Origin of the sequence: Thermomonas fusca DSM 15424 (genome assembly GCF_000423885.1) — a bacterium.
GTDB lineage: Bacteria > Pseudomonadota > Gammaproteobacteria > Xanthomonadales > Xanthomonadaceae > Thermomonas > Thermomonas fusca.
On record NZ_AUIV01000040.1, the window covers coordinates 1 to 16,331 of the forward strand.

Below are 16,331 nucleotides of genomic sequence, written 5' to 3' on the forward strand. Positions count from 1 at the left end.
AGCGCCGCCGTCAGCGTCGTCTTGCCGTGGTCAACGTGACCGATCGTGCCCACGTTCACGTGGGGCTTGGTGCGCTCGAACTTACCCTTTGCCATTGCCTGAAACTCCGAGATTGGGGATTTGGGACTGGGGTGCCGCCTGCGCGACCCCCCGGGAATGCTGGCTCACGGGATCCGGGACCAATGTGGATCCCGGATCTCGCGAGGCGGCCGTCAGGCCTTCTTGATGACCGCTTCGGCGATGTTGTTCGGTGCCTCTTCGTAATGGTCGAATTCCATCGTGAAGGTGGCACGACCCTGCGACATCGAGCGCAGCGAGGTGGCGTAGCCGAACATTTCGCCCAGCGGGATCATCGCGTTGATGATCTTGCCCGACGGGCTGTCGTCCTGGCCCTGCAGCACGCCGCGGCGGCGGCTCACGTCGCCCATCACGTCGCCGAGGTAATCCTCGGGACTGACGATCTCGACCTTCATGATCGGCTCCAGCAGGACCGGATCGGCCTTGCGGAAACCTTCCTTGAACGCCATCGACGCGGCCAGCTTGAACGCCATTTCCGACGAGTCCACGTCGTGGTACGAGCCGAACACCAGCTTGACCTTGACGCCGACCACCGGATAGCCGGCCAGCGGGCCGCTGGTGATGGTTTCGCGCATGCCCTTCTCGACCGCCGGGATGAACTCCTTCGGGATCACGCCGCCGGTGATGTCGTTGACGAACAGGAAGTCGTTCTTGACGTCCGGGTTCGCCTTGTCGGCCTCGGTCATCGGCGACAGCTCGATCACCACGTGGCCGTACTGGCCCTTGCCGCCCGACTGCTTGGCGTGCTTGTAGTCGCTCTTGACGTCGGTCTTGCGGATGGTCTCGCGATAGGCCACCTGCGGCTTGCCGACGTTGGCCTCGACGTTGAACTCGCGCTTCATGCGGTCGACGATGATGTCCAGGTGCAGCTCGCCCATGCCGGCGATGATGGTTTGGCCGGACTCTTCGTCGGTGCGCACGCGGAAAGACGGATCTTCCTGCGCCAGACGGCTCAGGGCGTTGCCCATCTTCTCCTGATCGGACTTGGTCTTCGGCTCGACCGCCATCGAGATCACCGGCTCCGGGAAGCTCATGCGCTCGAGGATGATCGGCGCGTCGATCGAGCACAGGGTGTCACCGGTGGTGACGTCCTTCAGGCCCACCGCCGCGGCGATGTCGCCAGCCAGCACTTCCTTGATCTCTTCGCGATTGTTGGAATGCATCTGCAGCACGCGGCCGATGCGCTCCTTCTTGCCCTTGACCGAGTTCAGCACCTGATCGCCGGCGTTGAGCACGCCCGAGTAGACGCGGAAGAAGGTCAGCGAACCCACGAACGGGTCGGTCATGATCTTGAACGCCAGCGCCGAGAACGGCTCCTTGTCGCTGGAATGACGCTCCAGCTCCTTGGTCTCGTCGTCCACATCCACGCCCTTGATGGAGGGCACGTCGACCGGCGACGGCAGCAGGTTGATCACGCCGTCCAGCATGGCCTGGACGCCCTTGTTCTTGAACGCGGTGCCGCAGAACATCGGCACGATTTCGGTCTTCAGGGTGCGCTGACGCAGCCCCTCGACGATCTCGGCTTCGGACAGCTCGCCCTCGTTGAGGTACTTGTCCATCAGCTCTTCGCTGGCCTCGGCCGCGGCCTCGACCATGAACGCGCGCGCCTCGTCGGCCTGCGCCTTCAGGTTTTCCGGAACGTCGCGGTACTCGAAGGTCAGGCCCTGGCTGGCGGTATCCCAGTGGATCGCCTTCATCTTCAGCAGGTCGACCACGCCCTCGAAATTGTCCTCGGCGCCGATCGGCACCTGCATCGGCACCGGGGCAGCGCCCAGGCGCGCCTTCAGCTGGTCGCGGACCTTCAGGAAGTTCGCGCCGGTGCGGTCCATCTTGTTGACGAACGCGATGCGCGGCACGTGATACTTGTTGGCCTGGCGCCACACGGTCTCGGACTGCGGCTGCACGCCGCCAACGGCGCACAGCACGAACACCGCGCCGTCGAGCACGCGCAGCGAACGCTCGACTTCGATGGTGAAGTCGACGTGCCCGGGGGTGTCGATGATGTTGAAGCGGTGCTCCGGCAGGGACTTGTCCATGCCCTTCCAGAACGCGGTGGTGGCGGCGGACTGGATCGTGATGCCACGCTCCTGCTCCTGCTCCATCCAGTCCATGGTGGCGGCACCGTCGTGCACTTCACCGATCTTGTGGCTCTTGCCGGTGTAGAACAGGATGCGCTCGGACGTAGTGGTCTTGCCGGCATCGATGTGGGCCATGATGCCAAAGTTGCGGTAACGCTCGATGGGAGTGGAACGGGCCACGGGAGCCTCTCAATTTTTTCGGATTTCGGAATGACCGAATGCCGCCTGTCGGCGGCCTTCGGGGTCTCACGGCCTGTTCGGGGCCGCGAGGCGGGATGGCAAGGATCGCGGCCACCCGCCCTGGAACGCCGCCGGAATTACCAGCGGTAGTGGGCGAACGCCTTGTTCGCGTCGGCCATGCGGTGGGTTTCTTCGCGCTTCTTGATCGCGCCACCACGGTTCTCGGACGCGTCGATCAGCTCGCCGGCCAGCTTGCGTGGCATCGAGTTCTCGCCGCGCTTGCGGGCGGATTCGATCAGCCAGCGCATCGCCAGCGCCATGCGGCGGGAGGCGCGCACTTCGACCGGCACCTGGTAGGTGGCGCCACCGACACGGCGGGACTTCACCTCGACCGACGGCGACACGTTGCCCAGCGCCTTCTCGACCAGCTCGAGCGCGTTCGGGTTCTTCTCGCCGATCACGTCCATCGCGCCGTAGACGATCTTCTCGGCGACCGACTTCTTGCCGCTCTGCATGACCATGTTGATGAAGCGGGCGATGGTTTCGCTTCCGTGCTTCGGGTCCGGCAGCACCGAGCGCTGCGGAGTATTGCCTTTACGGGACATGTTGCTTCTCTCGTAGGGCGGGCGGCAGCCCACCGTTTATCTGCGTGGATGAACCTGTTCCCGGACGATGCCGGGCGGCCAGCCGCTTAGGACTTCGGACGCTTGGCGCCGTACTTGGAGCGCGCTTGCTTGCGCTTGGCAACGCCGGCGGCGTCCAGCGAACCGCGCACGGTGTGGTAGCGAACGCCCGGCAGGTCCTTGACGCGACCGCCGCGGATCAGCACCACGCTGTGCTCCTGCAGGTTGTGGCCTTCGCCGCCGATGTACGAGATGACCTCGTAGCCGTTGGTAAGGCGCACCTTGGCGACCTTGCGAAGCGCCGAGTTCGGCTTCTTCGGGGTGGTGGTGTACACGCGGGTGCACACGCCGCGACGCTGCGGGCAGTTAGCCAGCGCGGGCGAGGTGCTCTTGTAGGTTTCCGGGCTGCGCGGCTTGCGCACCAGCTGGTTGATCGTTGCCATTTCGGGGCTCAATTGGCGGGCCTGGGGCCCATTCGGAGACAAAGCGGGCCGGATCCAAGTCGCAATCCAGCCAGCCAAGACGAAAAAGTATAGCCCGCGCTCGATCTTGCGATCAAACGCAGCCATACCGAAAAACCACCCCACCCGCATCGCGGGCAGCGGTGATTGATCTGCGATCCCGTCCGTCCTGGACCCAACACGAGGCGCCTCCTGCGACCTCATTTGGTGATCTGGATGGCTAAACGCCATCGAATAACCGGGCGACTATACCAGCTGCCCATCGCTACGGCAAGCCCCACCCGGCGATCAGGCCGGGCGGGACTGGAACTGCATTACTCCGCCGGCGTGGCGTCGGCAGGTTCGCCGGCGAGGGTCGCCATTTCCGCCTCGGTCAGGCCCGAAGCGTTCTTGCGGCGCTGGCTGTGGTAGGCCAGGCCGGTGCCGGCCGGGATCAGACGACCGACGATCACGTTTTCCTTCAGGCCGCGCAGGGTGTCGCGGGTGCCGCGCACCGCCGCCTCGGTCAGCACGCGGGTGGTCTCCTGGAACGACGCGGACGAGATGAACGACTCCGTCGCCAGCGAGGCCTTGGTGATGCCCAGCAGGACCGGCTCCACCTTGACAGCGATCTCGCCCTTGCGGGCCAGACGCTCGTTCTCCTCGATGGCGCGCTGGCGCTCGACCTGCTCGCCATTGAGGAACTTGGAGTCGCCCTGGTCCACGATCTCGACCTTGCGCAGCATCTGGCGAATGATCACCTCGATGTGCTTGTCGTTGATCTTCACGCCCTGCAGGCGATAGACGTCCTGGATTTCCTTGACCAGATAGGCGGCCAGCTCCTCGACGCCCTTCAGGCGCAGGATGTCCTGCGGGCTCGGCTCGCCGTCCACCACGGTCTCGCCCTTCTCCACGTGTTCGCCTTCGAACACGATGATCTGGCGGTACTTCGGGATCAGCTCTTCGTGCTCCTCGCCATCCGGACCCTTGATGATCAGGCGCTGCTTGCCCTTGGTGTCCTTGCCGAACGAGATCACGCCGGACTTCTCGGCCAGCACCGCCGGATCCTTCGGTTTGCGCGCTTCGAACAGGTCGGCCACGCGCGGCAGACCACCGGTGATGTCGCGGGTCTTCGACGCTTCCTGCGGGATCTTCGCGACCACGTCGCCCACGCCCACGGCGGCGCCGTGCTGCAGGTTCACCACCGAGCGCGGCGGCAGCAGGTACTGGGCCGGCAGGTCGGTGCCCGGGATGTTGAGGTCGTTGCCGTCCTTGTCGACGATACGCACCACCGGACGCAGGTCCTTGCCCTGCGAGCCGCGGCGCTTCGGATCGGTGATCTCCCGCGAAGCCAGGCCGGTCAGTTCGTCGGTCTTCTCGATGACGGTCACGCCGTCGACGAAGTCGACAAAGCGGATGAAGCCCGCCACTTCCGAAACGATCGGGTGGTTATGCGGATCCCAGTTGGCCACCACCTGCCCGGCCTTGACTTCACCGCCATCCTGCAACTGGATGGTGGCGCCGTAAGGCAGCTTGTAGCGTTCGCGCTCGCGACCGTGGTTGTCCAGCACCGACAGTTCGCCGGAGCGCGACACCGCGACCAGGTGGCTGTCGGCGTGGGTGACGAACTTGAGGTTGTTGAACTTCACCGAGCCGGTGGTCTTCACCGTCACGTTGTCGATCGCCGCCGCACGCGAAGCCGCACCACCGATATGGAAGGTACGCATGGTCAGCTGGGTGCCCGGCTCGCCGATGGACTGCGCGGCGACCACGCCCACGGCTTCACCGTGGTTGACCAGATGGCCACGGCCCAGATCGCGACCGTAGCAGTGCGCGCACACGCCGAACGGCGCCATGCAGGTGATGGTGCTGCGCACCTTGATCACCTGCACGCCGGCTTCTTCCAGGCGCAGCGCCCAGGCTTCGTCGATCAGGGTGTTGCGGGTGATGAACGGATCTTCGTCGTTGCCCGGCAGGAACACGTCCTCGGCCACGATGCGGCCCAGCACGCGGTCCTTCAGCGGCTCGACCACGTCGCCGCCCTCCACGATCGGGGTCAGGGTCAGGCCGTTGAGCGTGCCGCAGTCGGTTTCGGTGATCACCACGTCCTGCGCCACGTCGACCAGGCGGCGGGTCAGGTAACCGGAGTTCGCGGTCTTCAGCGCGGTATCCGCCAGGCCCTTACGGGCACCGTGGGTCGAGATGAAGTACTGCTGGACGTTCAGGCCCTCGCGGAAGTTCGAGGTGATCGGGGTCTCGATGATCGAGCCGTCCGGCTTGGCCATCAGGCCACGCATGCCGGCCAGCTGGCGGATCTGCGCCTGGCTACCACGCGCGCCGGAGTCGGCCATGATGTAGATCGAGTTCATCGACTTCTGGTCGATGGTCTCGCCCTTGGCATTCAGGACCTTCTCGGTGCCGATGGTGTCCATCATCGCCTTGGCCACGCGCTCGTTGGTGCGCGACCAGATGTCGACCACCTTGTTGTAGCGCTCGCCGGCGGTGACCAGACCCGACTGGTACTGCTGCTGGATTTCCAGCACCTCGGCCTCGGCCTCGTCGAGGATCGACTTCTTCTCCAGCGGGATGGTCATGTCGTCGATGCCGATCGACACGCCAGCGCGGGTGGCGTAGGCGAAGCCGGTGTACATCAGCTTGTCGGCGAACACCACCGTGTCCTTCAGGCCCAGCATGCGGTAGCAGCTGTTGATCAGGCGGCTGATGTTCTTCTTGCTCAGCTCGGTGTTGGCCAGCGCGAACGGCAGGCCCTCCGGCAGGATCTCGCGCAACAGCGCACGGCCGATGGTGGTGTCCACGATCGAGGTCTGCTGGCTGCGGCTGCCGTCCTCGGCCAGCACGGTTTCGGTGATGCGCACCTTGCACTTGGCGTGCAGCTGCACCACCCGGTTGTCGTAGGCGCGCTTCACTTCGGCGATGTTGGCGAACACCATGCCCTCGCCCGCCTTGTTCTCCAGCGCGCGGGTCATGTAGTACAGGCCCAGCACCACGTCCTGCGACGGCACGATGATCGGCTCGCCGTTGGCCGGCGACAGGATGTTGTTGGACGCCATCATCAGCGCGCGCGCTTCCAGCTGTGCTTCCAGCGACAGCGGCACGTGCACGGCCATCTGGTCACCGTCGAAGTCGGCGTTGAACGCGGTGCAGACCAGCGGGTGCAGCTGGATGGCCTTGCCTTCGATCAGCACCGGCTCGAACGCCTGGATGCCGAGGCGGTGCAGGGTCGGGGCGCGGTTCAGCAGCACCGGGTGCTCGCGGATTACCTCTTCGAGGATGTCCCACACCTCGGCCTCTTCGCGCTCGACCAGCTTCTTCGCGGCCTTGATGGTGGTGGCCAGGCCGCGCAGCTGCAGCTTGGCGAAGATGAAGGGCTTGAACAGCTCCAGCGCCATCTTCTTCGGCAGGCCGCACTGGTGCAGCTTCAGGTACGGGCCCACCACGATGACCGAACGGCCGGAGTAGTCGACGCGCTTGCCGAGCAGGTTCTGGCGGAAGCGGCCCTGCTTGCCCTTGATCATGTCGGCCAGCGACTTCAGCGGGCGCTTGTTGGTCCCGGTGATGGCGCGGCCGCGGCGGCCGTTGTCCATCAGCGCATCCACCGACTCCTGCAGCATGCGCTTTTCATTGCGCACGATGATGTCCGGCGCGTTGAGCTCCAGCAGGCGACGCAGGCGGTTGTTGCGGTTGATGACGCGGCGGTACAGGTCGTTCAGGTCGGAGGTCGCGAAGCGGCCGCCGTCCAGCGGCACCAGCGGACGCAGGTCCGGCGGCAGCACCGGCAGCACGGTCATGACCATCCACTCCGGACGGTTGCCGGACTCGATGAAAGCCTCGATCAGCTTGATCCGCTTGGTCAGGCGCTTGAGCTTGGTTTCGCTGCCGGTGGAGGCGATCTCCTCCTTCAGCTGCACGATCTCGCTCTGCAGGTCGATCGTGCGCAGCAGGTCATAGACCGCTTCCGCGCCCATCGCCGCGTCGAAATCGTCGCCGTGCTCCTGGCGCGCCTGCAGGAACTGTTCTTCGGTCAGCAGCTGGCCGCGCTCCATCGGGGTCAGGCCCGGCTCGGTCACCACGAACGCTTCGAAGTACAGGATCCGCTCGATGTCGCGCAAGGTCATGTCCAGCATCAGGCCGATGCGCGACGGCAGCGACTTGAGGAACCAGATGTGCGCGACCGGCGAGGCCAAGTCGATGTGGCCCATGCGCTCGCGGCGCACCTTGGCCAGGGTCACTTCAGTGCCGCACTTCTCGCACACCACGCCGCGGTGCTTCATGCGCTTGTACTTGCCGCACAGGCACTCGTAGTCCTTGATCGGACCGAAGATGGCGGCGCAGAACAAGCCGTCGCGCTCGGGCTTGAAGGTGCGGTAGTTGATCGTCTCGGGCTTCTTCACCTCGCCGTAGGACCAGGAACGGATCAGGTCCGGGCTGGCCAGCGCGATCTTGATCGAGTCGAAGTCCAGCGTCGGGCGCTGCTGGTTGAAGAGGTTCAGCAAATCTTTCATTTGGATTCTCCGGGTCGGGGGCAATGGGTCCTGCGGGTCGGCGCGGCGTCATCGCCGCGCCGTCGCGAAACTCAGCGCTCCTCGAGTTCCATGTTGATGGCCAGGCTGCGGATTTCCTTCACCAGGACGTTGAAGGATTCCGGCATGCCCGCGACCATCTCGTGCTCGCCATCGACGATGTTCTTGTACATCTGGTTGCGGCCCTGCACGTCATCGGACTTCACCGTCAGCATTTCCTGCAGGGTGTAGGCCGCGCCGTAGGCTTCCAGCGCCCAGACTTCCATTTCACCGAAGCGCTGGCCGCCGAACTGCGCCTTGCCGCCCAGCGGCTGCTGGGTGACGAGCGAGTACGGACCGGTCGAACGCGCATGCATCTTGTCGTCGACCAGGTGATTCAGCTTCAGCATGTGCATGTAGCCAATGGTGGTCTGGCGGTCGAACGCCTCGCCGGTGCGGCCGTCGAACAGCTGGGTCTGGCCCGATTCCGGCAGATCCGCCAGCCGCAGCATGGTCTTGATCTCGGCTTCGGTGGCGCCATCGAACACCGGGGTGGCCATCGGCACGCCGTCGGTGAGGTTCTTCGCCATGCCCAACAGTTCTTCGTCGCTGAACTGGGTCAGGTCCACGCGCTCGATGTGGGTCTTGCTGTCGTGGTTGTAGATCTCGCCGAGGAACTTGCGCAGCTCGGCGACCTTCGTCTGTGCGTCGAGCATGCGCTGGATCTTCTGGCCCAGGCCCTTCGCGGCCAGGCCCAGGTGGACTTCCAGCACCTGGCCGATGTTCATGCGGCTCGGCACGCCCAGCGGGTTCAGCACGATGTCGACGGTCTGGCCGTCGGCCATGTACGGCATGTCCTCCACCGGGACGATCTTCGACACCACGCCCTTGTTGCCGTGGCGGCCGGCCATCTTGTCGCCCGGCTGGATGCGGCGCTTCACCGCCAGGAACACCTTGACCATCTTCAGCACGCCCGGGGCAAGGTCATCGCCCTGGGTGATCTTGGAACGCTTGTCGGCGAAGCGGCGCTCGAACTCCTTCTGGTGCGCGTCGAGCTGCTTGGCGGCGCGCTCGATCGCATCGGCCGCGTCGTCGTCCTTCATCCGCAGCTGCAGCCAGTCGGAACGCTTGATGCCGTCCAGCACCAGCGACGAGACGGTGTCGCCCTTCTTCACGCCCGGGCCGCCGTTGGCGATCTTGCCCAGCAGCTGCTCGCGCAGACGGGCGTAGATCGCGTTCTCGAGGATGCGGAACTGGTCGTCGAAGTCCTTCTTGACGCGCTTGATCTCGTTTTCCTCGATCTGGCGCGCGCGCTTGTCCTTCTCGATCCCGTCGCGGGTGAACACCTGCACGTCGATGACCACGCCGTCCATGCCCGGGGGCACGCGCAACGAGCTGTCCTTCACGTCCGAGGCCTTCTCGCCGAAGATCGCCCGCAGCAGCTTCTCTTCCGGGGTCAGCTGGCTCTCGCCCTTCGGCGTCACCTTGCCCACCAGGATGTCGCCGGCGCGCACTTCCGCACCGATGTAGACCACGCCGGACTCGTCGAGGCGGCCCAGCGCCTGCTCGGACACGTTCGGGATGTCGGCGGAAATCTCCTCCGGCCCCAGCTTGGTGTCGCGCGCCTGCACGGTCAGCTCTTCGATGTGGATCGTGGTGTAGCGATCCTCTTCGACCACGCGCTCGGAGAGCAGGATCGAGTCTTCGAAGTTGTAGCCGTTCCACGGCATGAACGCGATCAGCATGTTCTGGCCCAGCGCCAGCTCGCCGATGTCGGTGGACGGGCCGTCGGCCAGCACGTCGCCGCGCGCCACCACGTCGCCCACGTTCACCAGCGGGCGCTGGTTGATGCAGGTGTTCTGGTTGCTGCGGGTGTACTTGACCAGCGAGTAAATGTCCACGCCGGCATCGTGCTCGCCGGAGATCTCGGACTCGTGCGCCTTGACCACGATGCGGCCGGCGTCGATCTGCTCGACCACGCCGCCACGACGCGCGTTCACGGTCACGCCGGAGTCGCGCGCCAGTGCGCGTTCGATGCCGGTACCCACCAGCGGCTTCTGCGCACGCAGGGTCGGCACCGCCTGGCGCTGCATGTTCGCGCCCATCAGCGCGCGGTTGGCGTCATCGTGCTCCAGGAACGGCACCAGCGCCGCCGCCACCGACACCGTCTGCATCGGCGAGACGTCCATGAAGTGGATCTCGCTCGGCGGCTTCAGCAGGTTTTCACCCTGGAAGCGGCAGGCCACGAACTGCGCGGAGATGTTGCCCTTGTCGTCGCGCGGCGCGTTGGCCTGGGCGATGACGTATTCGTTTTCCTCGATCGCCGACAGGAACTCGATCTCGTCGGTGACGCGGCCGTCCACCACCTTCCGGTACGGCGTCTCGAGGAAGCCGTAGCGGTTGGTGCGGGCGAACACCGCCAGCGAGTTGATCAGGCCGATGTTCGGGCCTTCCGGGGTCTCGATGGTGCAGACGCGGCCGTAGTGCGTGGGATGCACGTCGCGCACTTCGAAGCCGGCGCGCTCGCGGGTCAGGCCGCCCGGGCCCAGCGCCGACACGCGGCGCTTGTGGGTCACTTCCGACAGCGGGTTGTTCTGGTCCATGAACTGCGACAGCTGCGAGGAGCCGAAGAACTCCTTGATCGCAGCCGCCACCGGCTTGGCGTTGATCAGCTCCTGCGGGGTCAGGCCTTCCGACTCGGCCATCGACAGGCGCTCCTTGACCGCGCGCTCGACGCGGACCAGGCCCACGCGGAACACGTTCTCGGCCATTTCACCGACCGAGCGCACGCGGCGATTGCCGAGGTGGTCGATGTCGTCCACCACCCCGCGGCCGTTGCGGATCTCGCACAGCACCTTCATCACGTCAAGGATGTCGGACTTGTGGGTGGCCTCGTTGCGCAGGCGCACCGATTCCTCGTCCTTGCGGTCGGCGAAGTATTTGGCGTCGTACAGCACCGGCGCGCCGGTGACTTCCTTGCGGCCAAGGCGGCGGTTGAACTTCATCCGGCCGACCGTGGACAGGTCGTAGCGCTCGAAGGTGAAGAACAGGTTGTGGAACAGGTTCTGCGCGGCGTCCTTGGTCGGCGGCTCGCCCGGGCGCATCATCCGGTAGATCTCGACCAGCGCTTCCAGCTGGGTCTTGGTGCCGTCGATGCGCAGGGTGTTGGACAGGTACGGGCCGCGGTCGAGGTCGTTCACCCAGATGGTGCCGACGCTGGCGATGCCCGCCTTGCGCAGCTTGTCCAGGGTGTCGAGGCTGATCTCGTCGTTGGCGGAGGCCAGCAGCTCGCCGGTGGCCGGATCGATGACGTCGTGCGAGAGGATGCGGCCGAGGATGTAGTCGTCCGGCACCGACAGCGCGGCAACGCCGGCGGCTTCCAGCTGCTTGACGTGGCGCGCGGTGATGCGCTTGCCCGCTTCGACGATGACCTTGTCGCCGTCGGCCAGGTCGAAGTCCAGCGTTTCGCCGCGCAGGCGCTCGGGCACCAGCTCCAGCTGCACGCCCTCGGATTCGATGTGGAAGGTGTTGATGTCGAAGAACTCGTTCAACATCTCTTCGTTGTTGTAGCCCAGCGCGCGCAGCAGCACGCTGACGGGCAGCTTGCGGCGGCGGTCGATGCGGGTGTACAGCGCGTCCTTCGGGTCGAACTCGAAGTCCAGCCACGAGCCACGGTAGGGAATCACGCGGGCAGAGAACAGCAGCTTGCCCGAGCTGTGGGTCTTGCCGCGGTCGTGGTCGAAGAACACGCCCGGGCTGCGGTGCAGCTGGGAGACGATGACGCGCTCGGTGCCGTTGACGATGAAGGTGCCGTTGTCGGTCATGAGCGGGATCTCGCCCATGTAGACCTCCTGCTCCTTCACGTACTTGATCGCCTTGGTCGACGACTCGCGGTCATAGATGACCAGGCGCACGGTGACGCGCAGCGGCGCGCCATAGGACAGGCCGCGGGTGCGGCACTCGCGCTCGTCGAACGCCGGCTCGCCCAGCTTGTAGCCCACGTATTCCAGCGCGGCGTTGCCGCTGTAGCTGGAGATCGGGAACACCGACTTCAGCGCGGCATGCAGGCCCTTGTCGTCGCGGGCGGAGGCGTCCACGTGTTCCTGCAGGAACTCGCGGTAGGAATCCACCTGGATGGCGAGCAGGAAGGGCACTTCCAGGATCGAACGGCGCTTGCCGAAGTCCTTGCGGATGCGCTTCTTTTCGGTGAACGAATACTGTTTGGCGGTAGTCATGGAGCGTGCGCCTCGTCATGTGCGGCCGCGGGCGGCCAACGGGGGAATATCAAACTGGCAGTGGGAAGTCGCTGGTATTGCCGGCACCAGCACGCCTTCTCCCGCTACTTCCGACTGCCAACTCGAACGGTCTGGAACGGTTGCTTCTACAACGGCCAAAGGCCGGGGACTTTCGTCCCCAGCCTTCGGTGGTCGCCAGCGTGTTCTGCCAGGCGACGCAACAGCGGATTACTTGACTTCGACGGTCGCGCCAGCGGCCTCGAGGTCCTTCTTCATCTTCTCGGCGTCTTCCTTCGACACGGCTTCCTTCACGGTGCCGCCGGCCTCGGTGAGGTCCTTGGCTTCCTTCAGACCCAGGCCGGTGATGGCGCGGACGGCCTTGATCACTTCGACCTTCTTGTCGCCGGCCGACTTCAGGATGACGTTGAACTCGGTCTGCTCTTCGACGGCGGCGGCCGGGCCGGCGGCGGCGACAGCCATCACCGGGGCGGCGGCGGAGACGCCGAACTTCTCTTCGATGGCCTTCACCAGCTCCATCACTTCCATCAGCGACTTGGCGGCGATGGCGTCGACGATCTGCTCGTTGGTCAGGGACATTTCAATTACCTCTGGATATGTTTCGTATGAGTGGGAACGTTGTCAGGTCGCTGGGATTCAGGCCGGTTCGGCTTCGGCGGCGGCTTCGGCAGCCGGAGCGGCGTCGCCGCCACCCTGCTGGTCGGCCACGGCCTTGACCGCACGGGCGAACATCGCCGCCGGTTCGGCCAGCACGCGGGCCAGCATGCCGAGCGCCTGTTCCAGGGTCGGCAGCGAGGCCAACACTTCGACGTGCGCGGGGCCGTACTGCTGCCCTTCGACCACGACCAGCTTCGGTTGCAGCTTGTCGTTACCCTTTGCGAATTCCTTGATCAGGCGACCGGCGGCGCCGGGCTCCTCGGTCGAGAACGCATACAGGAGGGGGCCAACCATCGAGTCCTTTGCGACTGCGAAATCGGTACCTTCCACGGCGCGCGCGGCCAGCGTGTTCTTGACGACTTTCAAGTACACGCCGGTTTCGCGGGCCTTCTTGCGCATCGCGGTCATCTGACTGACCGTGGTGCCTGCGTATTCGGCTGCGATCAAGGAGTGTGCCTTGGCGGCAACTTCGGCCACCTCGGCGACAACGTTCTGTTTCTGGGACAGATTGAGAGCCATAGTCACTCCTCTTATGAACTCCGCCCACGGCTCCAGCCGTTGACGGTCCTGGGCGATGCCGGTCCTTGGCATCGGGGATGCACTGCATCCCGGTGGTGGCCATCCAGAGGTGTCTTGAAAACAACATTCCAGAAGGGCATCACCATCTGCGCAGGCCAGCATCCTGATCGGATGCGGATTAAGCGATCCCGCCTTCGGCAACGGCGATTCCATGCCATGTGAGCATCCATGCCCGTCGTTGCCCTGCGCGAACCGCACCTGCGGTCTTTGACGGCTTCCGCTCGAGGGTTCGAGCGGGGCCTTCAAAATTTCGAACCACCGCGTCGCCGGGGCGACGCGGCATGGAGCATTACTTCAGGGTCAGCGAGGACTGGTCCACGGTCACGCCGGGGCCCATGGTGGAGCTGATCGAGATCTTCTGCAGGTAGGTACCCTTCGAAGTGGCCGGCTTGGCCTTGATCAGGTCCAGCAGCAGCGCCTGCAGGTTGCCCTTCAGCGCGTCGTTCTCGAAGCTGGCCTTGCCGATCGTGCAGTGGATGATGCCGGCCTTGTCGGTGCGGTAACGCACCTGGCCAGCCTTGGCGTTCTTGACCGCCTCGGCCGGGTTCGGCGACACGGTGCCGACCTTCGGATTCGGCATCAGGCCGCGCGGGCCCAGCACCTGGCCGAGCTTGCCGACCACGCGCATCGCGTCCGGGGTGGCGATGACCACGTCGTAGTTCAGGTCGCCGCCGATCATCTTCTCAGCCAGCTCGTCCATGCCCACCACGTCGGCGCCAGCGGCCAGGGCTTCGTCAGCCTTGGCGCCGGCCGGGCAGAATACCGCCACGCGCACCGACTTGCCGGTACCGGCCGGCAGCACGGTGGAACCGCGCACCTGCTGGTCGGACTTCTTGGCGTCCACGCCAAGGCGCACGGCCACGTCGATCGCTTCGACGAACTTGGCCTTGCTGTTGTCCTTGAGGATTTTCAGGGCTTCTTCGATGGCATAAGCCTTGCCCGGGACGGTGGCGGCGAGGATCGCCTTCTGTCGCTTGTTCAGTGCCATTGTCTCAGCCCTCCACCGTCAGACCCATGGAACGGGCCGAGCCCGCGATCGTGCGCACCGCCGCGTCCAGATCGGCCGCGGTCAGGTCCGGCTCCTTCGCCTTGGCGATGTCTTCCAGCTGCGCGCGCGTGACCTTGCCCACCTTCTCGGTGTTCGGGCGCTTGGAGCCCGAGGTGACGCCCGCCGCCTTCTTCAGCAACACGGTCGCCGGGGTGCTCTTGGTGACGAAGGTGAAGGTGCGGTCCGAGTACGCGGTGATGATCACCGGCGTCGGAAGGCCCGGTTCCAGCTTGGAGGTCGCCGCGTTGAACGCCTTGCAGAACTCCATGATATTCAGGCCGCGCTGACCCAGCGCAGGACCGACCGGCGGCGAGGGGTTGGCCTGACCGGCCTTCACCTGCAGCTTGATGTAACCAACTACTTTCTTTGCCATTGGATTGTCTCCGGGTGCGAACGCCTGGGTTGCAGGCTCCCCATCGGACCGGGATCATGTTTATTTGGAGGCGACGCGTCCCGGCGTCACGCCGCCACCCTTCATGCTTGCTGCCCGTGCCATCTGCCGCCCGAGGCGACCGACACGCAGCCAGCTCCCGCGAGGGAGCCGATAATGATAACAGGTTTTCGAGGAGCGCCGCCCGCAGGCGGTAATCAGGCCTTTTCGACCTGACCGAACTCCAGCTCCACCGGCGTCGAACGGCCGAAGATCAGCACCGCCACGCGCAGGCGGCTCTTCTCGTAGTTGATCTCTTCGACCACGCCGTTGAAGTCGTTGAACGGGCCATCGACCACGCGGACCATCTGGCCCGGCTCGAACAGCACCTTCGGCTTCGGCTTCTCCACCCCATCCTGCACGCGCTGCAGGATGGCGTCAGCCTCCTCGTCGCGGATCGGCAGCGGACGGTCGGCGGTACCGCCGATGAAACCCATCACCTTCGGAGTTTCCTTGACCAGGTGCCAGGACTCGCTGTCCATGCGCGGGATGCCGTCTTCGTTGTGCGTCGCGATCTGCACCAGCACATAACCCGGGAAGAACTTGCGCTCGGAGCGGCGCTTCTGGCCCGCACGCATCTCGACGATTTCTTCGGTCGGGACCAGCACGTCGCCGAAGCGCTCCTGCATCTCCATGCGCACGATGCGATCACGCAGCGCCTGCGCCACCGACTTCTCGAAGCCGGAATAGGCGTGAACCACGTACCAGCGCTTGTGGACTTCGGAATTGCTCACTGGGGTCTCCATCACGAACCGAGCAGCGCCTTCACGACGAGCTGGATCACCCAGTCGAAGGCAGCGAGAATGAGGCTGATGATGATGACCGCGGCGATCACGACCCACATCGTACGGGTGGCTTCCTGCCGGGTCGGCCAGACCACCTTGCGCAGTTCGAAGCGGGATTCGGACAGGAAGCCACGGGTGCGGACACCCTTGGCGGTCCCGAAGAACACCACGCCGCCAAGCACCAGCCCCGCAACGATCGCCAGAATGCGGACGCCCGACGGCCAGGAACCCTCGAACCAGTAGTAAACGAAGATGCCCGCAGCCACCAGCAACAAGGCCGCGGCGTACTTGGCGATATCCCCGGCGCTGGCGGACTGGGTAGGCAGCGTATGGCTGGTCAAAACGTCATCCCTCTACAGGGAATCCACGACGGGCTTCCCGCGATTGGCACGCCAGGAGGGACTCGAACCCCCAACCTGCGGTTTTGGAGACCGCTGCTCTGCCAATTGAGCTACTGGCGTATCGAAAAAACTTGTTGCTTCCGAAAAAGGCAACGGCGGCTTGCGCCGCCTGCCTTCACCCCACCCCGCTTCTGCAGGCAGAAGCGGCGGAAACGCAGGGGCTTACTTGATGATCTTCGCCACCACGCCGGCGCCGACGGTGCGGCCGCCTTCGCGGATCGCGAAGCGCAGGCCTTCGTCCATCGCCACCGGGTTGATC

At 65.1% G+C, this 16,331-nt stretch carries 13 protein-coding genes and 1 tRNA gene; all 14 read right to left on the minus strand.

From position 1 onward, the window contains the following. Positions 1 to 95 (minus strand): GTP-binding protein (locus G582_RS16710; protein ID WP_038054197.1); only part of this gene is annotated, 95 nt, incomplete at its 3' end. Between the two features lie 117 nt (positions 96 to 212). Beyond that, positions 213 to 2,336: an elongation factor G gene (fusA, locus tag G582_RS0112965; protein WP_028840185.1), complete on the minus strand. Its 2,124-nt coding sequence runs from the start codon at positions 2,334 to 2,336 to the stop codon at positions 213 to 215. Between the two features lie 137 nt (positions 2,337 to 2,473). After that, complete coding sequence (rpsG, locus tag G582_RS0112970; protein ID WP_028840186.1) at positions 2,474 to 2,941, minus strand: 30S ribosomal protein S7; 468 nt, start codon at positions 2,939 to 2,941, stop codon at positions 2,474 to 2,476. An 86-nt stretch (positions 2,942 to 3,027) separates the two neighbouring features. Next, entirely contained in the window at positions 3,028 to 3,402 is a 375-nt protein-coding gene (gene rpsL / locus G582_RS0112975; protein WP_028840187.1) for a 30S ribosomal protein S12, read from the minus strand. Positions 3,403 to 3,734: 332 nt separating this feature from the next. Further along, positions 3,735 to 7,922, minus strand: coding sequence for a DNA-directed RNA polymerase subunit beta' (rpoC, locus tag G582_RS0112980; RefSeq protein WP_028840188.1), 4,188 nt, complete (start codon positions 7,920 to 7,922; stop codon positions 3,735 to 3,737). 71 nt (positions 7,923 to 7,993) lie between these two features. After that, positions 7,994 to 12,154, minus strand: coding sequence for a DNA-directed RNA polymerase subunit beta (gene rpoB, locus G582_RS0112985; RefSeq protein ID WP_028840189.1), 4,161 nt, complete (start codon positions 12,152 to 12,154; stop codon positions 7,994 to 7,996). 228 nt (positions 12,155 to 12,382) lie between these two features. Continuing rightward, positions 12,383 to 12,751 (minus strand): 50S ribosomal protein L7/L12, encoded by a 369-nt coding sequence (rplL, locus tag G582_RS0112990; protein ID WP_028840190.1) that lies wholly within the window; start codon positions 12,749 to 12,751, stop codon positions 12,383 to 12,385. A gap of 57 nt (positions 12,752 to 12,808) precedes the next feature. Then, the gene (rplJ, locus tag G582_RS0112995) at positions 12,809 to 13,348 is read right to left on the minus strand and encodes a 50S ribosomal protein L10 (protein ID WP_028840191.1); all 540 of its coding nucleotides are present in this window, start codon (positions 13,346 to 13,348) and stop codon (positions 12,809 to 12,811) included. 349 nt (positions 13,349 to 13,697) lie between these two features. Next, entirely contained in the window at positions 13,698 to 14,396 is a 699-nt protein-coding gene (gene rplA / locus G582_RS0113000; RefSeq protein WP_028840192.1) for a 50S ribosomal protein L1, read from the minus strand. Positions 14,397 to 14,400: 4 nt separating this feature from the next. After that, positions 14,401 to 14,829 (minus strand): 50S ribosomal protein L11, encoded by a 429-nt coding sequence (rplK, locus tag G582_RS0113005; protein ID WP_028840193.1) that lies wholly within the window; start codon positions 14,827 to 14,829, stop codon positions 14,401 to 14,403. Between the two features lie 215 nt (positions 14,830 to 15,044). Beyond that, the gene (gene nusG / locus G582_RS0113010; protein ID WP_248642809.1) at positions 15,045 to 15,620 is read right to left on the minus strand and encodes a transcription termination/antitermination protein NusG; all 576 of its coding nucleotides are present in this window, start codon (positions 15,618 to 15,620) and stop codon (positions 15,045 to 15,047) included. 11 nt (positions 15,621 to 15,631) lie between these two features. Beyond that, positions 15,632 to 16,012 (minus strand): preprotein translocase subunit SecE, encoded by a 381-nt coding sequence (gene secE / locus G582_RS0113015; protein WP_028840195.1) that lies wholly within the window; start codon positions 16,010 to 16,012, stop codon positions 15,632 to 15,634. Between the two features lie 44 nt (positions 16,013 to 16,056). Next, positions 16,057 to 16,132: transfer RNA gene (locus tag G582_RS0113020), tRNA-Trp, on the minus strand. Between the two features lie 102 nt (positions 16,133 to 16,234). Next, positions 16,235 to 16,331, minus strand: a 97-nt coding sequence (locus tag G582_RS17690; protein WP_458132248.1) for an EF-Tu C-terminal domain-related protein, incomplete at its 5' end; no start/stop codon positions are given.